Source organism: Streptomyces sp. NPDC104831 (genome assembly GCF_055583025.1).
On record NZ_JBVJOT010000045.1, the window covers coordinates 58,155 to 75,927 of the forward strand.

Annotated in this window: 14 protein-coding genes; 8 read left to right on the plus strand and 6 right to left on the minus strand. The window is 74.2% G+C overall.

Annotated elements, in window-relative coordinates:
• Positions 1-113 precede the first annotated feature (113 nt).
• Entirely contained in the window at positions 114-1,067 is a 954-nt protein-coding gene (locus tag ACZ63H_RS27640; RefSeq protein WP_469869519.1) for a LysR family transcriptional regulator, read from the plus strand.
• 166 nt (positions 1,068-1,233) lie between these two features.
• Positions 1,234-1,899, plus strand: a complete 666-nt coding sequence (locus ACZ63H_RS27645) for a LuxR C-terminal-related transcriptional regulator (RefSeq protein WP_469869521.1) — start codon at positions 1,234-1,236, stop codon at positions 1,897-1,899.
• A gap of 4 nt (positions 1,900-1,903) precedes the next feature.
• Here ACZ63H_RS27645 and ACZ63H_RS27650 read toward each other — a convergent pair whose 3' ends face one another.
• From ACZ63H_RS27650 to ACZ63H_RS27660, 3 genes are read right to left on the minus strand one after another with little or no spacing between them, the layout of a single operon-like run.
• Positions 1,904-3,247, minus strand: coding sequence for a sensor histidine kinase (locus ACZ63H_RS27650; RefSeq protein ID WP_469869523.1), 1,344 nt, complete (start codon positions 3,245-3,247; stop codon positions 1,904-1,906).
• Positions 3,240-4,610: an FtsX-like permease family protein gene (locus tag ACZ63H_RS27655; RefSeq protein WP_469869545.1), complete on the minus strand. Its 1,371-nt coding sequence runs from the start codon at positions 4,608-4,610 to the stop codon at positions 3,240-3,242. The genes ACZ63H_RS27650 and ACZ63H_RS27655 overlap by 8 nt, the downstream gene beginning before the upstream one ends.
• Positions 4,611-4,615: 5 nt before the next feature.
• Positions 4,616-5,368, minus strand: a complete 753-nt coding sequence (locus tag ACZ63H_RS27660; RefSeq protein WP_469869525.1) for an ABC transporter ATP-binding protein — start codon at positions 5,366-5,368, stop codon at positions 4,616-4,618.
• Between the two features lie 840 nt (positions 5,369-6,208).
• Between ACZ63H_RS27660 and ACZ63H_RS27665 the strand changes: the two genes are divergently transcribed.
• Genes ACZ63H_RS27665 through ACZ63H_RS27680 form a run of 4 tightly spaced genes read left to right on the plus strand, consistent with a single transcriptional unit; the run spans position 6,209 to position 12,961 of the window.
• A complete protein-coding gene (locus ACZ63H_RS27665; RefSeq protein ID WP_469869547.1) occupies positions 6,209-7,561 on the plus strand; it encodes a hypothetical protein in 1,353 nt (450 codons plus the stop codon).
• Positions 7,558-8,979 (plus strand): vWA domain-containing protein, encoded by a 1,422-nt coding sequence (locus ACZ63H_RS27670; RefSeq protein WP_469869527.1) that lies wholly within the window; start codon positions 7,558-7,560, stop codon positions 8,977-8,979. The genes ACZ63H_RS27665 and ACZ63H_RS27670 overlap by 4 nt, the downstream gene beginning before the upstream one ends.
• A gap of 50 nt (positions 8,980-9,029) precedes the next feature.
• Positions 9,030-10,142, plus strand: a complete 1,113-nt coding sequence (locus ACZ63H_RS27675; RefSeq protein ID WP_469869549.1) for an ATP-binding protein — start codon at positions 9,030-9,032, stop codon at positions 10,140-10,142.
• Positions 10,143-10,159: 17 nt separating this feature from the next.
• Positions 10,160-12,961 carry a DUF5682 family protein gene (locus ACZ63H_RS27680; protein ID WP_469869529.1) on the plus strand — a complete coding sequence of 934 codons (2,802 nt, stop codon included), beginning with the start codon at positions 10,160-10,162 and terminating at the stop codon, positions 12,959-12,961.
• Positions 12,962-13,096: 135 nt separating this feature from the next.
• Here the strand turns inward: ACZ63H_RS27680 and ACZ63H_RS27685 are convergent, their stop codons facing one another.
• Together ACZ63H_RS27685 and ACZ63H_RS27690 are read right to left on the minus strand one after the other, a co-directional pair.
• On the minus strand, positions 13,097-13,675 hold the full coding sequence (locus ACZ63H_RS27685) for a TetR/AcrR family transcriptional regulator (protein WP_469869531.1): 579 nt from the start codon (positions 13,673-13,675) through the stop codon (positions 13,097-13,099).
• 50 nt (positions 13,676-13,725) lie between these two features.
• A complete protein-coding gene (locus ACZ63H_RS27690; RefSeq protein ID WP_469869533.1) occupies positions 13,726-14,136 on the minus strand; it encodes a RidA family protein in 411 nt (136 codons plus the stop codon).
• A 175-nt stretch (positions 14,137-14,311) separates the two neighbouring features.
• Here ACZ63H_RS27690 and ACZ63H_RS27695 point away from each other — a divergent pair, with 175 nt between their 5' ends.
• Complete coding sequence (locus tag ACZ63H_RS27695) at positions 14,312-15,541, plus strand: Cmx/CmrA family chloramphenicol efflux MFS transporter (protein WP_469869535.1); 1,230 nt, start codon at positions 14,312-14,314, stop codon at positions 15,539-15,541.
• Positions 15,542-15,977: 436 nt separating this feature from the next.
• Here the strand turns inward: ACZ63H_RS27695 and ACZ63H_RS27700 are convergent, their stop codons facing one another.
• Entirely contained in the window at positions 15,978-16,937 is a 960-nt protein-coding gene (locus ACZ63H_RS27700) for a LysR family transcriptional regulator (protein WP_469869537.1), read from the minus strand.
• A gap of 151 nt (positions 16,938-17,088) precedes the next feature.
• Between ACZ63H_RS27700 and ACZ63H_RS27705 the strand changes: the two genes are divergently transcribed.
• Entirely contained in the window at positions 17,089-17,478 is a 390-nt protein-coding gene (locus ACZ63H_RS27705) for a peptidase inhibitor family I36 protein (protein ID WP_469869539.1), read from the plus strand.
• Positions 17,479-17,773 lie beyond the last annotated feature (295 nt).

Sequence of the window (17,773 nt, forward strand, 5' to 3'; positions counted from 1 at the left end):
CATCCCACCCATGCGCGGCAGCGTCATCCAGCGGGATATATGACAGGGTGAGCGGCGATACCCCGCACGTATGGAGAGGCATGCGGGGGAGTGCGGCGTAAGGGGTGGTGGTCGTGGAGGCGCGGCATCTGCGGTACGCGCTCGCCCTGGCCGAGCACGGGCACTTCGGCCGGGCGGCCCGCGCGCTGGGCATCGCCCAGCCCCCGCTGTCCAAACAGATCGCCGACCTGGAGCGCGAGACGGGGGCCCGGCTGTTCGACCGTACGCGCCAGGGCGTGTTCCCGACCGCCGCCGGCGAGGCGTTCCTCGCCCGGGCGCGGCGCGCGCTGCGGGAGATGGCGGCGGCCACGGCCGACGCCGGCCGGGCGGCGCGCGGCGAGACGGGCCGGCTGCGCCTGGGGTTCATCGCCTCCGCGCTGCTCGACCCGCTGCCGGACGTCCTCGGCCGGTTCGTCCGGGAGCGGCCCGACGTACGGCTGGAGTTGCACGAGATGGCGTCCAGCCGCAGTACCGCCGCCCTCGTCGCCGGGGAACTGGACGCGGCCGTCACCCTGGGCCCGCCCCGGGGAGCCGGGGCCGAGCACCTGGTGTCCGCCCCGGTCGGGCACGACCACCTGATCGCCGTCGTCGGCAGTACGCACCCCTACGCGGGCCAGGCGGCGGTCAGCGTGGAGCAGCTGCGGCGCCAGCCGCTGATCGTGGCCGCCGGGGAGGACGAACCCGCGGTCCCCGCCGTGCTGCGGGACCTGCTGGGCGAGGACACCGCCGCGCTGGACGGCGCGACCGTCGCCAGGGACGTGCACACGATCATCGGCCTGGCCGCCTGCGGGATCGGCGTGGGTCTCGGCCCCTCCCGCATGCTGTCGGCTCCCCGCCCGGGCATCCGCTTCTGCGAGGTGACCCCGCGCACGGCCCTGCCCGACCTGGTCCTGTCCTTCGCCGACCGGGACCCCTCCCCGGTGCTGGACGCCTTCCTCGCCACCGTCCGCGGGAACTGCCCCGGTGTGGACGCGGCGCTGGGCCGGCGGACGGGGCGGGTGCGGGGCGGACAGGCGGGCAGCCGGTGAGGCCGTCGGATGAGGGGGCACCCGCTCGTGCCACGGACGCCTGGCGGATTCCGCGCGGTCGACGGCCGCGGCCTGCCCGCGCGGGTGCCCGGATGTCCGCGGCCGCGCCTTCGCGTTCGCCGGCCCGGTCGGCGGCGGCCGTCGGCCGGGCCCGATAATGGCGTCCGTGATCGATGGGCACCTGCGCGTGGTACTGGCCGAGGACTCCGTCGTCCTGCGTGACGGAATGGCCGAGTTGCTCGCCGCCCGCGGATGCGAGGTCGTGGCCACCGCGGGGACGGCGCCGGAACTGCTCGCCGCCGTGGCCCGCCACCGGCCCGACGTCGCGGTGGTCGACATCCGCATGCCGCCCACCCACACCGACGAGGGCATTCGCGCCGCCGTCGAGATCCGTGCGAGGACGGCCGAGGTCGGCATCCTGGTCTTCTCCCAGCACGTGGAGACCGCCTGGGCCTCCCGGCTGCTCGCGGACGGCGCCGCGGGAATCGGATACCTGCTGAAGGAACGCGTCGCCCGCACCGGCGAGTTCGTCGACGCCTTGCACCGTGTCGCCGGCGGGGGAACGGTGCTCGAACCGGAGGTGGTGACCCGCCTGATGCGGGGCGGACAGCGCAGGCGGGTGGACACTCTGACGCCCCGCGAACGAGAAGTGCTGGAGCTGATGGCGCAAGGTCACTCCAACCGTTCCATCGCCGCGCGGCTGGCGGTGTCGGAGCGGGCGGTGGAGAAGCATGTCGCCGCCGTCTTCGCCAAGTTCGGCCTGCGGGCGACGGACGCGGACAACCGACGGGTGAAGGCCGTCCTCAACTACCTCGCGGAGACCGGCAGCTGAGGTCTCACCGCACATGCGCCGGCAGCTCGGCGACGACTGCCGTGGGGCCGCCGGGCGGGCTGTCGACCCGCAGGACTCCGTCCACCGCCGCGAGCCGCTCGGCCAGCCCCGTCAGGCCGGTCCCCGCGCCGAGCGCCGCGCCGCCGTCACCGTCGTCGCGCACGCTGAGGCGCACCCGCCCGTCGACCGCGCTCACGGTCAGTTCGGCCGAGCGGGCACCGCTGTGCCTGGCGATGTTGGTGAGGAGTTCGGCGGCGCAGAAGTAGACGGCCCGTTCGATCACTTGGTGCGGGCGTTCCCTCAGGTCCAGGTGGATGGTGACCGGCACCGGCGAGGTGGCGGTGAGGTCCGGCAACGCCTGGCCGAGGCCGCCGTCCAGCGCCAGTGGGTGAATACCGCGGGTGAGCCGCCGCAGTTCGGTGATGGTGTCGTCGGTCTGGCCGCGGGCGCGGTCCATCAGCGCGCGCAGCCGGTCCAGGTCCGGGCCGACGGGAGCGGCGAGCGCGTCCTCGGCCAGCGAGAGGGTGATGGCCAGGGCGACCAGCCGGGCCTGGGTGCCGTCGTGCAGGTCCCGCTCCAGGCGGCGGAGCTGGTCGCTGTTGTCCGCGAGCAGGGTGGCGCGGGCGGTCTCCAGTTCCCGGACCCGCCGCTGGGCACGGGCCGGGCCGAGCAGCAGCCGAGCGAGCCACCGGTTTACCGTGCTTAGTGCCCCGACCGTGCCGGGCAACGCCGCCAGGACGACCAGGCCCAGCAGGACGGAGCCCGCGTCCAGCCAGGTGGCCGGCCCCCGGCCGGCTTCGAACAGGCGGCTCCAGAGGGGAAAGCCGACCAGCCATGCGCAGCTGAGGGGAAGCGCCACGGCGGCGGCGAACCCGAGCACTCCGAGCGGCAGCCGCAGCACCAGATACAGCAGCGCCCGCCAGGCGGCCGGATCGGTCAGCGCGGCACGGCCCCGGGCGAACACGCCCACCGGGCGGGACGGTCCGGCGGGCGCCTCGACGCACTCGCCGAGCAGCCGGCCGACCAGCCACCGGTGCAGCGCACCGAGGCGACGCGCGCCCAGCAGCGCGACGACCACGAACGGCAGGCCGACCACGGTGAGCGAGAGCAGCGCTCCCGCGTAGAGGACGGCCAGCGCGTAGACGCCTCCGACCAGCGCGAACGGCAGTCCGACGACGGCGAAGGCCCATTCGCCGCCCCGCACGGACCGGCAGCGCCGCCGCCCGGCCGACTCCGGCCCCGGGGGCCCCGGCAGGCGGCCCGCGCACCGCGGCCCGAGGGCCGGGCGGGTGCGCGGGCGTTCGCCGGCCGGTCCCTCGGCCGCCGGCTCACCGCCGTGCTCAGTCACGGTCACCGCCCACCAGGTCCGCCGCCGGACCGCGAACCGCTCGCAGCCCGGTGGCCAGGACAGCCGGGCCGGTCAGCGCCGCCGCACCCGCGACGACGTACCAGGAGGCGGCCACCGGGACGGACGGCACCGCCGAGCCGGTCACCGCCGTGCTGAACGCCACCGACGCGGCGCCCGCGACCGCTGCGCCGAGCAGGACGCCCACCGCCGTGGTCAGCGCCGCTTCCACGGTCAGCATGCGCATCAGCTGCGACCGGCGTGCGCCCGCCAGCCGCAACAACGCGAACTCGCGGCGCCGTTCGGCGGTCACGGCGACCAGGGTGCTGAGGGTGGACACGGCGGCGAAGCAGGCCAGCAGCGCCACCTCGGCCTGGCGCAGCCAGACGTCCGTGGCGGAGGTGACGTTCGTGGCCGTCGTCCGCGCGGCGTGCTCGGCGGTGCTCGTCATGATCAGCATGGTGCCCGACAGCCCCACGAGCAGCGCGACCGGCACCACCGCGGACGACAGGCGCCGCGCGTACCCGCACAGGTTGGCGTGGGCCAGCCACCCCGCACCGGGCGCCACGACCCGTACCGGTGCCCCCAGGACGGCCACCAGGAAACGCACCGCGAGCGGCCCCACCAGGGCGACCGCGACCAGCAGCACCAACGCGGCGAGCAGGGCCGCCTGCCCCGCCTTGTCCGGCTCCCCGGCCGGCCGCGTCGCGGCCAGCCGCAGCAGCAGGACGCCCCCCACCAGCACACCGGTTCCGGCGAACAGGCGCGGTGCACCCGTCCGCCCGTGCTCGGTGGAGCTCGCGGTCAGCGCGGCCGCGGGCGCGATCCGCGAGATCCGCCGGGCCGCGACGGCGGAAGCCACCAGACCGACGGCGAGGGCGGCGGCCAGCCCGACCAGCATCGGCACCGGTGTCCCCGGCACCCGCGTGCCCGGCGCCGCCAACCCGAGTCGCCGCAGCTCGGCGAGGAAGCGACGGGCCGCCATCCGGCCGACGACCCAGCCGGGCAGGGCCACCAGCAGGGTGGTCGTGACGACCTGGACACCGACCAGCCGCCGTGTCTGCCGGGGCGTCGCCGCGATCGTGCGCAGCAGGGCCAGCTCGCGGTGCTGTCGACGCAGAGCGAAACCCAACGCGTTGACCACGACGAAGAACGCCACCAGGACGGCGATTTCACCGAAGGCGCCGGCGATCACCCTCGGTCCCGGCCCTGCGGACGCCTTGCGGACGGACCCGGGTGCGGTGCCGTCGGCGGCGAACAGCGAGCCGAACAGCGTCACGGCGGCGATGGCGAGGAACTGCGCGACCGCCAGAGCGACGAAGGCGGCCGGGCGCCGGCGCAGCTGCCCGAGGGCGATCGCGACCATCGTGCTCACCCGCGCAGCCGGCTCAGGCGCTCGCCGACCCGGGAGGCGGTGGGCCGGTCCAGCTCGTCCACCACGAGGCCGTCGGCGAGCAGCAGCACACGGTCCGCGTACCCGGCGGCCACCGGGTCGTGGGTCACCATCACGCAGGTACGGCCCTCCCGGTCCACGCCGTCGCGCAGCAGGGCGAGGACCTCGTGGCCGGTGGCCCGGTCGAGCGCGCCGGTCGGCTCGTCGGCGAAGAGCACGTCGGGGCGGGAGACCAGCGCCCGGGCGATGGCCACCCGCTGCTGCTGCCCACCGGACAACTGTCCGGGCCGGTGCCGCTCACGCCCGGCCAGGCCGACCCGGTCGAGGGCGTCCAGCACCCGGGCCCGCCCGGGCCGCTCGCCGGCCAGCCGGCCGGGAAGTTCGACGTTCTGCGCGACCGTCATCGCCGGCATCAGATTGAACGCCTGGAAGACGAAACCGACCCGGCTGCGCCGGAGTTCCGCCAGCCGCCGCTCCGGCAGCCCGGAAACCTCGGTGTCGCCCCACCAGACAGCCCCCCGAGTGGGCCGGTCCATCCCCGCCAGGCAGTGCAGCAGGGTGGTCTTGCCGGAGCCCGAGGGCCCCATCACCGCCGTGAACGTGCCGGACGCGAGGGCCACCGACACCCCGCGCAGGGCCCGTACGGCGGCAGCGCCGCGCCCGTACTCACGGTGCAGGTCCTCCGCGCGGGCGGCGATCGCCCGTCCCTTGTCCGTAGCCGTCTCAGTCATGCCCTCCATCGTCGGTGGACGGGACCCGGCGATCGATCCGGCCCACCCCCGGACCGGGGGTTCGGGAAACCGAACCCCGCACGCCGACGGCGGGTGTGTCCGGCCGGGCGGTACGCCGCGAAGTCGGGAAGCCCCCCGCGAACGGCCCCGGCGCCGCGGCCCGGCCCGCGCGCGAAGGGCGTTGTCAGTGGGTCCCGCTAACTTGATCCATGTCCCGCCGATCCGGCGTTGGGGCTCCCCTTGTGCTGCGAAGGAGATGGTGCGTTGTCCGACTTCGAGAGGTCGAGCACGGCGCGGGTGATCCCGCCCGCCCGGCCGCGCAAGCTCGCCAAGGTGCCGTTCGTGGAACTGGCCGACGGGCGCCTCCAAGGCGTCGTCTCCAGTGGCTCGGCCATCGAGCGGGTCTACGTCTCCTCGGTCGAGGCCGGGACGTACGCCTACGCGTGCAGCACCAACAACAACCGTCCCTGCGGCGGCGCCCGAGGCGGCTTCTGCAACCACATCGGCGCCCTGATCGGTGAGGCGGTGGTGCAGTACGGCGCCGAACGCGTCGCCCGCTACCTGCGGGTCGACCTCGGGGACGGCGAGGCCGGCGCGCAGACGCTCGACACCACCATGAGGGCCACCCGTCCGTCCCCGGCGGACAGCAAGGCCGCCGCTTCCGTCTTCAGCCGGTTCCTGCGCCACCTGACCTACCTGGAACTCGCGCCCACCACCGTGCCGTTGCCGGAGATGCAGTGGTTCCCGACCACGCGGGCCGAAGTCACGCAAGCGCCCCCGCGGGAGCCCGGCGCGCGCGAGGAGGAACACCCCGACGCGCTCACGGAACCCGTCGACGGGCTGCTGGAGGCGCTGACCGCCGTCGACGCCTTCGACCGGGCCCTGACCGGCGGCCTGCTGCGCCCGCGGCCCGCCCAGGCCGAAGGCCTGACCGCGCTCGCCGACGCGGTCGCCGCGAGCCCGCTCGCCGCCCGGGTCGCCGAGGCCGCCGGGAAGGCGGCGGCCGGCGCCGCGGGCGAGGACCACCTCGTCGCCCTCGCCGCCGCCCGCACCGCCCTGCTCGGCTCCGCGCACGACGCGCTCACCGCCCGCGCGGACGAGGTCACCGGTCGCGCCCGCGAGGAGGCGACCGCCCGGGCCGCCGCCGAAGAGCAGGCACCGAACCTCCTCGCCGCCGCCCGCTCCTGGCTGTGCGACCTGGCCCGCACCGGCTGGCAGGGCATCGACCACGACGTGGTCTCCGGCGCCGCCCAGGTCGTCTCCGCGATGCTCCCGGACCCGCAGCTGCGCCGTCTGGCGACCCTCCTCGACGGTTTCGCCGCCGAACTCGCCGCGTCCTGCCCCGGCGCCACCCTGGAGCGGATACCGGTGCGCAGGTGGGCCGACCTGTGGGCACGCGGCATGCTGCTGACGCTCCCCGGCGCCACCGCCGCGCCCGCCACGGACACCGCCACCGGCCGGCTCCTGCCCCTCGGCGTCGACGTCCAGGAACACGCCACCGCCGTACAGGCCCAGGTGCACGCGGTGTTCGAACCCGCCGACGGCACCGCTGCCCGGCTGGTCCGGGCGAGTGTGTCCGTGCCCAAGCCCGACACCGTCCTCGGCGCCGGTGTCTGGCAGCTGCTGCGCCCGCACATGACGCTGCTGGCCGCGGCCGGCGAGGGCCGCTCGATGGACCTCACCGACATGCCCGTCACCGCCGAGGGCGACCTGATCTGGCAGGACGAACACGCCCGCCCGGGCGAGCCCGCCGACCCGTTCGCCACCGCGCGCGTCGCCCTGCCCACCGCCACCTCGGCGCCGGCCGCGCCCCTGGACCGGCACCCGGTGCGTCTCGCCCAGCCCGTGTTCCTGGAGGGCTACGGCATCGACCGGGACGGCGACACGGTGTCCTTCACCCTCCCCGCGCACCGCCTGCCCGTCGACACCGACCGCGTCCCGGCCGCCGGTCCCCTCACCCCGCAGACCGTCGCCGCCTCCAGCGCCTGCATCGGGCTGCTCCGCTGGGACGCCGGGCGGTTTTGCCTCCAGCCGCTCGCGGTGGAGGCCACCGTGCGCAGGAAGCCGGTCGCGGTGCACGCCGGCGCCTGGGCCGGGGGCACCACCGACAAGGCCGGAGCCAAGGCCGAGAAGGCCGCCACCGACGCGGTGGCCGCGCTGCGCGAACGCGCCGGAAGGCTGCTGCGGAAATGACCGACCACACCCCCGAGGAGACCACGCTGCCCAGCGCCGACGAGAACCGCCGGCAGGTCCTGTACTGGCGGCTGCTCGCCCGCCTCTTCGACCACGAGGAGCAGGCCGCCCTGGAGTCCGCCTCCCTCGCCGTCGTCGAGGACCTCGGACTGCCGCCCGCGCTGCTGGACCCGCGGGCGTCCATCGACGCCATCGTGCAGCGCCACCCCGCGCTGGCCGCCGAACTCGACTCCCTGATGGTGCCCGAGGCCGACGAGGAGGGCCGCGACCGGGCCGCCGAGGTGCGCCGCGCCGCCCTCGTCTCCAAGGTGCTGCTCAACGTGTTCGCCACCGGCACCGGAACCGTCACCGCCGGGCAGCTGGCCCGCTGGCAGTCCGACGCCGGATGGCTGGAGCGGGCGCTCGGCCACGGGCCCGGTGAACTGCGCGGCGGCCGGAACGCAGGGCACGGCCCGGGAAGCGGCGGCGGGGGAGTGAGCCCGACCGGCACCGGTGGCGGCCGCACGCCCGACCTCGGCCGGCTCGTCCCGGAGATCGGTCCCGAACTCGGCGCCCTGGAAGCCGACCTGGTCAAGCGGATGCACCTGCGCGAAGTCCTCGCCGACCCCGCGCTCGCCGCACAGCTCACCCCGAGCATGTCGCTCATCGAGCAGCTGCTGCGCGACAAGAACAACCTCTCCGGCGTCGCCCTCGCCAACGCCAAGGCACTGATCCGCCGCTTCGTCGACGAGGTCGCCGGCGTCCTGCGCACCCAGGTCGAGAAGGCCTCCGCCGGCGCCCTGGACCGGTCGGTCCCGCCCAAACGGGTCTTCCGCAATCTCGACCTCGACCGCACCATCTGGAAGAACCTCACCAACTGGGACCCCGAACAGGAGCGGCTCTACGTCGACCGCCTCTACTACCGGCACACCGTCCGCAGGACGACCCCCCAGCGCCTGATCGTGGTCGTCGACCAGTCGGGCTCGATGGTCGACTCGATGGTCAACTGCACCATCCTGGCGTCCATCTTCGCCGGCCTGCCCAAGGTGGACGTCCACCTGATCGCCTACGACACCCAGGCGCTCGACCTCACCCCCTGGGTGAGCGACCCCTTCGAGACCCTGCTGCGCACCCACCTCGGCGGCGGCACCGACGGCACGGTCGCCATGGCCCTGGCCCAGCCCAAGATCGCCGAACCGCGCAACACGGTCGTGGTGTGGATCTCCGACTTCTACGAATGGCGGTCCGAGCCGCTGTTCGAGAGCATGGCGGCCGTCCACCGCTCCGGGGCGAGGTTCATCCCCGTCGGCTCGGTGACCAGCTCCGGCCGCGGCAGCGTCAACCCGTGGTTCAGGGAGCGCTTCAAGGACCTCGGCACGCCCGTGATCTCCGGTCACATCCGCAAGCTCGTCCACGAGCTGAAGACCTTCCTCACCTGAGCCCTCCCGCCCCGGCTCCCCTCTTCTCCTCTCACCGAAAGGCCATGGACATGTCCGACCTGCTGCGCGCCCCCGCCGAGATCAAGTACGCCGAAGAGCTGGACTGGCTGGAGTCGATCGACGACAACCCCAAGCCCTACTCCTGGCGGCTGTCCCCCAGGATGATCCGGCTGTTCGTGCTGGGGTCCGAGCGGGCCGACGGCCTCGACCGCGAGGTCTCCCAGAAGTGGTTCGGCGACCGCGCCATCGTGGAGCGGGCCATCGTCACCCTCGCCTCCGACCGCGGCCTGCTGCTGATCGGCGACCCCGGCACCGGCAAGAGCTGGCTCGCCGAACTGCTGGCCGCCGCCGTCTGCCGCAACTCCACGCTCGTGGTGCAGGGCACCGCCGGCACCACCGAGGACCACATCAAGTACTCGTGGAACGTGTCCATGGTCATCGCCAAGGGCCAGTCCCGGGAGTCGATGATCCCCTCCCCGATCATGACCGCGATGGAGAACGGTGTCATCGGCCGCTTCGAGGAGCTGACCCGCTCCACCAGCGACGTCCAGGACGCCCTGATCTCCATCCTGTCCGAGAAGTACATCTCGGTCCCCGAACTCGACAGCGACAACATCGTCTTCGCCAAGCCGGGCTTCTCCGTCATCGCCACCGCCAACAGCCGCGACCGGGGCGTCAACGACCTGTCCTCCGCGCTCAAGCGCCGCTTCAACTTCGTCCGCATCCCGGTGGTCACCAACAAGAAGAGCGAGGCGGAGATCGTCCGCTTCCGCACCGAGGAACTCCTGCGCCGCCACCAGATCGAACTGGACGTGCCGCCCACCCTGCTGGACGTGCTGCTGCGGAGCTTCGCCGACCTGCGCGCCTCGGCCGCCGCGGCCGGCAGCGACGACGAGAAGCTGGAGTCCGCGCTCTCCACCGCCGAGCAGATCGGCGTCCTGGAGGACGCGGTCCTGCACGGCGACTTCTTCGGCGAGCGCGCACTGACCGCCCGCACCCTCGCCTCCTCGCTCGTCGGTTCCCTCGCCCGGCGCGAACCGGAGGACCTGGCCATCCTCAACAAGTACCTGCACGGCGTCGTGGAGCCGCGCAGCAAGGAGGAGGGCGGCCCCTGGCCGGAGTTCCTCGAGGGCGGCCGCGACGCGATCGCCACCCTGTCGTGACCGCCCGGAACAGCACCATGGAGAGCACGGTGAACGAGGGGACCTTCACCGCCCTGCGCGCGCAACTCCAGGAGGCCGCCGCCGCGTTCGCCGACGGGCCCGACGCCCTGGAGGGCATCCTCCTCGGCATCGTCGACGACGTCGACCGCGCGGTGCGCGAACCGCTGGAGATCTTCCCGGTCTGCCACCACTCACCCGCCTCCGCGCTCGCCATGGCGCGCAGGCTGCGCGAGAAACAGCCCAAGGTGGTCTACCTGGAACTCTGCGAGGACATGGCCCCCCTCCTGACCGAACTGCGCAACTGCCGGCTGCCGGTCGCGGTGCAGGCCTATGCCACCGAGGTCGACGGCTTCCCCGCCGAATGGGCCCCGCTGTCGGTCGTCGCCCCGATCACCGAGGCGTCGGCCGAGTACCAGGCGATCGCCTACGCCCTGGACACCCCGGGCGTCGAACTCGTCCTCGTGGACCGCTCCTCCGACCACGTCTTCCAGTGGCAGGAGAGCGGGGACGGCTCCGCCGCGCCCGCCGGCCCGGACGCGCCGCCCGCCGAGGAGGAGGCGGCGCTGCACGGCGACGCCGTCGGCGTCGAGATCGGCGACCTGCGCCCGCGCTTCGCCGAACTGGAGGAACACCTGCTGCGGCACGGGCGGGTACGGCACTGGTCGGAGTGGTGGCACCAGTACGTCGAACTGCCGCTCGGCGACAGCGACCACGACACCTACCGCCAGGTCATGCTGCTGATCGGCAGCCTCTTCCGGCGCCTCGCGCCCGGCGAAGCGCACCGGGTCCGCGTCGACGAGGACCGCGAGCGGTACATGTGGACGCGGATGCGCGAGCACATGACCGCGACCGGCACCGACCCGGCCGACGCCCTCTACGTGTGCGGCGCCTTCCACGCGGCCAGCCGCGTCGCCGAGTTCGGCGTCCACGGCGCCGGAACCTTCCGGATCGGCCCGCCCAGCGCCACCAAGTGGCAGCACGGGCTGATCCCCTCCAGCCACGCCGCGATCGAGGCCCAGTTCGGCCTCGCCGCCGGCTCGGTGTCCATCGCCGCGGCCCAGTGGGCGAAGAACCTCAAGCGCACCCGGGTCAAGCCCTACCGGCTGGCCGGCCAGGCGGGTGCGAAGACGCCCGGGAAGGCCGCGAAGGCCGCCCTCCCGGCACCGGCCGCCGGACCCGACGCCCCGGACCGGCTCACCGGATTCCTCCGGCGGCCCCCCGTCCTGGACCGCCTCGACGAGGCCGAACTGCTCGGCTGGTCCGTGGAGATCGTGCGCGCCGCCCGCCGCAACGGCTATCTCGCCTCCACCGCCGACGCCATCGCGGTGTTCGAGACGTCGATCCTGCTCGCCGGGATGCGCGACCGGGCCAGACCCACGCCGTACGACTTCCAGGACGCGGCGGTCACCTGCATCGAGAAGGACACCGTGCCCGGCCGGCGCGATGTGCGCCGCCTCGTGGAGATCATGCTCGGCGGCGACCGCGTCGGCCGGGTCGGCTACGACGCCTTGCCGCCCCTCGCCCGCGACGTGCACGACCGGCTGGCCCCGCTGAACCTCGAACTCCAGCGGCGCGGCGTGCAACGGGCGCTGCTCGACATGGCGTCCCGGCCGGAACTCCAGCAGTGCTCCGACGTGCTGTGGATGCTGCGGTACCTGATGCCGCACGGCGCCGCACGCACCGTCATGGGCGAGAGGCGGCTCGGCGAGCGCTCCCTCCAGGAGTCCTGGGACCTGGCCCTCGGCACCCACCAGCGCGCCCTGATCGAGCTGGGCTACGAGGGCGTCGGCATCGAGCAGGTCCTCGAACAGCGGCTGCGGCGCACCGCGTACGGCCCGCACGCGACCACGGCGACCGTCCTCGAGGCCGTCGAGGACGCCACCCTCTACCTGCGCAGCCACCGCCTCGCCGACGAACTCGGCCGGCACGCCCTTCAGGTGCTGGCGACCGAGCGGAGCGTCGACGGCGCACCGGAGGTGCTGCGCCGGGTGCGCGGACTGCTGGCCTACTACCGCACCAGCGAGCCGTCCCTGCCCGCCTGGATCGAGTCCTTCGTCAAGACCGGCTACGCCCACTACTGCACGCTGCTGCCGACGGCGTTCGCCGACGACGACGCGAGCGTCCGCCAGGTCGCGGCCATGCTGGGCTTCCTGTTCAGCATGGAGGGCCTCGCCCTCTCCCTCGGCTGCGACCGCAACCAGCTGGAACTGGCCGTCGCCCGGTCCCGCCCCGAGGAGGCCGCCAAGACGGCACTGCTGTGGGCGGCCAGGACCCAGCTCGGGCACCTCTCCCGCGCGGACCTGCGGGCCCGCTGCGACGAACTGCTCGGCAACCCCCTGACCCTGCCCGCCTATCCGCGCTACCTCAGCGGGTTCCTGCACGCCCTGGAACCGGTGCCCGGCCTGGCCGACTTCGCCGTCGAGGCCGTCTCCCACGCCTTCGCGCGGCTGCCCGACCCGGTGCTGCTGCCCTGGCTGCCGACGCTGATCACCACGGTGCGGGGCAGCGGCGCCGACCTGGCGCCCCTGCTGATCCGCGAGGCCGGCCGGATCTTCCCGGGCCGGCTGGCGGCCCTGGACACCTGGGTACCACCCTGGCAGGCCGACCCGGCGACGGCCCGCCCGTCACGCGACGGCACGGCCGCGCCCGGCGGCGTGCCGCTGCTCCCAGTCCACCCCGCGACCTGCGACGCGGTGGCGGACCTGCTGGGCTGCGAGGGCGGCTGGCACACGCCCGCACCGCCCGGCACCGGCGCGGTGCTGCTCGCCCGCCACCCGGGGACCGCCCAGGCACTGGAGGAACTCCTGACCACTTCCTGACACCCCGGCGGCCGGGCCACCGCACGCCGGTGCGGCGGCCCGGGCCCGACCGGCTGTCACCCGGACGCACCGCGGCACCGCGGTGGGCGCTCGTCCGGCGCGACGTGGCGCCGCCGAGGGCTCCGGGGGCCGGTGTCAGAGGGCGGTGAGGGTGCTTTCCACCACGCTGAGCAGGGCGTCCCTGTCCTTCTGGATCCGGGCGAGCACACGCAGTCCGTAGTACGTGCTGAGGATCTGGCGGGCGAGTGTCCCGGCGCTCCGCTCCGGGGAGATCTCGCCGGAGCGCTGCCCCCGGGCGATGGCCTCGGCCAGCGCCTGCTCGACCGTGGTGAAGTGCCGGCGGACCTCCTCCCGTACGTCGTCGTCCGCGTCGGCTTTCTCGACCGACGCGTTGATCGAGAAGCACCCGGAGGCGCCGGGGTCCGACAGGTCGGTGTCGATGGCCCGCACCATCAGGTCCCGCAGCCGGTCCTTGACGGGGCCGGGCCGGCCGAGGAGGGCGGTCTGCTCGGCGGTGTACGTCTCGTAGTAGCGGCGCAGGGCCCGCAGGTACAACGCGCGCTTGTCGCCGAAGACGTTGTACAGGCTCGACTGGCCGAGGCCGGTCGAGCCGGACAGGTCCCGGGTCGAGGTCGCCTCGTACCCCCGCCGCCAGAAGGTCTCCATGGCGGCGGTGAGGGCCTGCGTCTCGTCGAACTTCCTGGGCCTGGCCATACCCGCAGTCTACGAACGCCGGAGCGGTCGCACGGAAACGCGGGGGCGGATCAACCCGCCACCGCGACGGCCTCGATCTCTATCAGCCAGTCCGGATCGGCGAGGGAGGAGACCTCGACGAAGGACTCGGCGAACGTGTGCGGGACGAGGTACTCGGCCCTCAGGCGCGCGAAGGCGTCCTGCTGCCGGGCGATGTCGGTGACGAACACGGTCGCCTTGACGACCTGGTCCAGAGCGGAACCGGCGTTCTTCAGGACGAGGGCGAGATTGGCCAGCGCCTGGCGGGCCTGGGCCTCGAAGTCGCCCTTGCCGACCGTCGTGCCGTGCTCGTCGATCGGGCCCTGACCCGAGGTGAAGACGAGGTCGCCGACGCGGATGCCGAGCGCGATGCCCGCGGGGGCGTACCAGTCGGGATCGGCGGTGACGCGGACGCGCTGCGGGGCACCGGATGCGTCGGTCATGAACTCCTCCTTGGAGCGGGAAAGCGGGGGAAGGCTGACGGAAGGCGAGTGTAGGACACCGCACCCCTGTTTTGAAGCAAATGCTTCATTAAGTGTTAGCGTCGCTCCCGAAGTCGCCCTTCCGCTCGCGACCGGACACAACACCGTTCCGCGTCCCCGTACTTGGAGGCACGCCATGCCCCTTGCCGTCTACGTCCTCGGCTTGGGAATCTTCACCCAGGGCACATCGGAGTTCATGCTCTCCGGCCTGCTCCCCGATCTGGCGGACGACCTGGGTGTCTCCATCCCCGATGCCGGGCTGCTGATCTCGGCGTTCGCCATCGGCATGGTGGTCGGCGCACCGCTCCTCGCGGTCGCCACGCTCTCCTGGCCCCGCCGCACTGCCCTGGTCGCGCTGCAGGCCGTCTTCATCGCCGCGCACATCGCCGGCGCCCTCGCGCCGGGCTACGGAGTCCTGTTCGCCACGCGTGTCGTCAGCGCCCTCGCCTACGCGGGCTTCTGGGGCGTCGCCGTGGCCACCGCCGTCGCCCTCGTCCCGGCGAACGCCAAGGGGAAGGCGGTCGCGGTCGTCGCCGGCGGGCTCACCCTCGCCACCATCATCGGCGTCCCCGCGGGCACGCTGCTCAGCCAGTTCGCCGGATGGCGAGCCGCCTTCTGGGGCGTGGCCGTACTCACCCTCGCCGGCCTCGTCTGCTCGGTGTTCGCCATCCCCGGCGGGCGGGGCCCCGCGGAGCAGACGCGTACCGTACGTGCCGAACTGCGGGCCATGGCCCGGCCGCAGCTGTGGCTTTCGTACGCCGTGACGGCGTTCTCCTTCGGTGCCGTCATCGTCACGTTCAGCTACCTCGCCTCGGTGCTCACCCATGTCACCGGGCTGGCCGACGGCTGGGTGCCCGTCCTGCTGGCGCTGTTCGGCGTCGGCGGACTGCTCGGCCTGGTCGTCGGCGGCAGGACCGCCGAGGCGTACCCGATCCGCACGCTCGCGCTCGGCACCGGCGTCCTCGCCGCGGCCTCCGCGCTGCTCGCCGTCCTGGCGGAGAACACCGTCGTCACCGTGGTCCTGGTCTTCGCCCTCGGCCTGGCCGGATACGTCACCAACCCGGTCCTGCAGTCCCGCGTCTTCGTCGTGGCGCCCGGCGCGCCGACCCTGGTCGGCGCCGCCAACACCTCCGCCTTCAACGTCGGCAACACGCTCGCGCCGGCCCTCGGCGGCATGTTCATCGACGCCGGGTTCGGCTTCGCCTCGGTGGCCTGGGCCGGAGCCGCGCTCGCCACCGCCGGCCTCCTCGGCACCCTGTGGGCAGGGCACCTCCAGTACCGCTCCCGGCCGCCCCGGGGCGGTGCGGTCACGGCAGGCGGCAGCGGCGCGCGCCGGGGTCGGGAGCGCACCGGGACCCCCGCGTGACCCGGCGCGACGGCCCCGGCTCCGGACGGCCCGGGCGAAGACGGCGCCGGGGGCCCGGACGGCGCCCGGGCCGCTTGCGCCGGCGCCCCGCTCGGATCGACCGTGTGGCGTCCTCCTCGCACAGCCCCCGGTGAGCAGCGCCGCCCGGGCCGGGCCCGCCCCGCGGGCGGGCACCGAGCAGACCGGCGCTCCCGCCGCCCCGGCGTACCGGGGCGGCGGCGGGGTGGGCCGGGCCCGACGATCCGGCGGTACCGCGGCCCGCACAGGACGGGTTGTGCCACGCCTCGGGCCCGCACCCGCTCGGCGGCCCGGAGACCCGCTCACGGTCGCCGGCGACGAGCCGCTCGCCGCCCGTGCCTCGGCGCACCCGGACTCGCCTGTTCCGGGTCCGGTCAGGCCGCACACGGGCAGGAAGGGTCCGTTCCCGCCCCCGTCATCAGCGAGGCGGCCAGGCCGAGGTGGCGGCCTGCCGGATCGCGGCGACGGCGGGGCGGTCGCGATGGGCGGCCGCCCAGGCGAGGGCCGAGGTGCTCGGCGGAAGGTCGGTGACATCGACGTAGCTCACGCCGGGGCGGGGGAAGAATTCGCGGGCCGCGGCCGGCAGGAACGCCATCGCCGTGCCTTCCGCGACGACGTGCAGCAGCGCCTCCATGTCGGAGACGACCGGCCCGTAGCGGACGGGGGAGCCGTCCGGGCGGGGGTCGACAGCCCAGAAGTCCCACCACAGGCGGGGGAGTTGCGCGGGAAGGTTCACGACGGGGCGGCCGGCGAGGTCGGCCAGGCTGATGGCCGGCCGCGAGGCCAGGGCGTCCTCGGCGGGCAGGCAGGCGACGCGTGGTTCGGTGGCCAGGTGCCGGATCTGGATGCCCGGGGGAACCGGCGGGCGCAGGAACGCCACGTCCACCTCGCCGTTGAGCAACTCCGTCATGTGGTCGGCGAGATGCTGGTTGCGCAGCTCGACGGTGAGTTCGGGGTGGCGGGTGCGCAGCTCCGCCAGGATGGCCCGCGCGTGCCGTATCGACGACTCGGCGCCGATGGACCCCACCACGAGCCGTCCGGCGAGTTGCCGGTGGTGTGCGTCCGCGGACCGGCGCAGCCGTTCCATCGCCTCGACGGCGGCGCGGGCCTCCGGCAGGAGTGCCCGGCACGCCGCGGTGGCCTCCACGGTGCGGCTGCTGCGCGCGAAGAGGGCGATTCCCAGGCGTCGTTCGAGCAGGGTGATCTGCCGGCTCAGCGCGGGCTGCGTGATGAACAGCCTGGCCGCCGCCCGGCCGAAGTGCAGTTCCTCCGCGAGGACCAGCAGCAGTCGCAACTGGTGCACGGTCGGCTCCGAGCGGGGCGGGCGAGAGAGGGAGGGCGCCCCGCACCCACCGCCGCCGTCCTTCGAGTCCGTCATAACCAGAAGTGTATGGATCGCGTAGCTTTTGTCATCGGTGGAGCATGGTGGACGAAGTCCGCATTCGGCAAGAATCTGACACGAGAACCCGACCATGCCACAGGGCGGTTCCGCCCGCACCGGCACCGCCGCACAGCACCGGAGGCATCCCATGAACCTGCGACGCACGATCGCCTCATCCGTGGCGACGCTGGCCCTGCTGGCCGGCACGGCCGTCATGGCCCAGCCGTCATCCGCCGCCCGGCACCTCGCGCCCTCGTCCTCCGCCTCCTCCGCCCGGCTGGCGGCCGCCGGCTGGCACGCCTACTCCGGCACGGGATGGGGCGGTGTGGACACGTGGTTCTTCGGCAACGTGGGGGAGTGCAAGTACGTCGGCGACAACTGGAACGACCGAGTCCGCTCCGCCCGCACGGAGGTCGCCCACCGCAGGGTGGAGCTGTGGGACAACTTCAACTGCACCGGGGGTTCGATCATCATCGACGGTTCCGGCTACAGCTCGATCGGAGGATGGGTCAGCGCCTACCGCATCGTCAACGAGTGACCGGGACCCTCGTCGTGTGACGCGGCTGCCGAGCCGCACCTCCTGCGAGGAGGCGAGTGCCGGCCGGCCTGGAAGCCGTCGCGGGGGCGGCGGCAGCCACGGGCGTCCTCCCGTCCGTCGACGGCGCTATGCTCGCCCTCACCCGCCGCGACGCCGGGAAGCCGGTTCGGTCACTCCCATGGGAATGGTTCGCTCCGGTCCTGGGGGGGGGGGGGGGGGGGGGGGGGGGGGGGGGGGGGGGGGGGGGGGGGGGGGGAGGGGGAGGGGGGGGGGGGGGGGGGCCACGGGAATAAGC

Bases quoted from the DNA above. Each gene is read 5' to 3' on its own strand.
- ACZ63H_RS27690 (WP_469869533.1), bottom strand. From the start codon at position 14,136: ATGACCGACGCATCCGGTGCCCCGCAGCGCGTCCGCGTCACCGCCGAT.
- ACZ63H_RS27660 (WP_469869525.1), bottom strand. From the start codon at position 5,368: ATGACTGAGACGGCTACGGACAAGGGACGGGCGATCGCCGCCCGCGCG.
- ACZ63H_RS27695 (WP_469869535.1), top strand. From the start codon at position 14,312: ATGCCCCTTGCCGTCTACGTCCTCGGCTTGGGAATCTTCACCCAGGGC.
- ACZ63H_RS27675 (WP_469869549.1), top strand. From the start codon at position 9,030: ATGTCCGACCTGCTGCGCGCCCCCGCCGAGATCAAGTACGCCGAAGAG.
- ACZ63H_RS27685 (WP_469869531.1), bottom strand. From the start codon at position 13,675: ATGGCCAGGCCCAGGAAGTTCGACGAGACGCAGGCCCTCACCGCCGCC.
- ACZ63H_RS27670 (WP_469869527.1), top strand. From the start codon at position 7,558: ATGACCGACCACACCCCCGAGGAGACCACGCTGCCCAGCGCCGACGAG.
- ACZ63H_RS27680 (WP_469869529.1), top strand. From the start codon at position 10,160: ATGGAGAGCACGGTGAACGAGGGGACCTTCACCGCCCTGCGCGCGCAA.
- ACZ63H_RS27655 (WP_469869545.1), bottom strand. From the start codon at position 4,610: ATGGTCGCGATCGCCCTCGGGCAGCTGCGCCGGCGCCCGGCCGCCTTC.
- ACZ63H_RS27700 (WP_469869537.1), bottom strand. From the start codon at position 16,937: ATGACGGACTCGAAGGACGGCGGCGGTGGGTGCGGGGCGCCCTCCCTC.
- ACZ63H_RS27705 (WP_469869539.1), top strand. From the start codon at position 17,089: ATGAACCTGCGACGCACGATCGCCTCATCCGTGGCGACGCTGGCCCTG.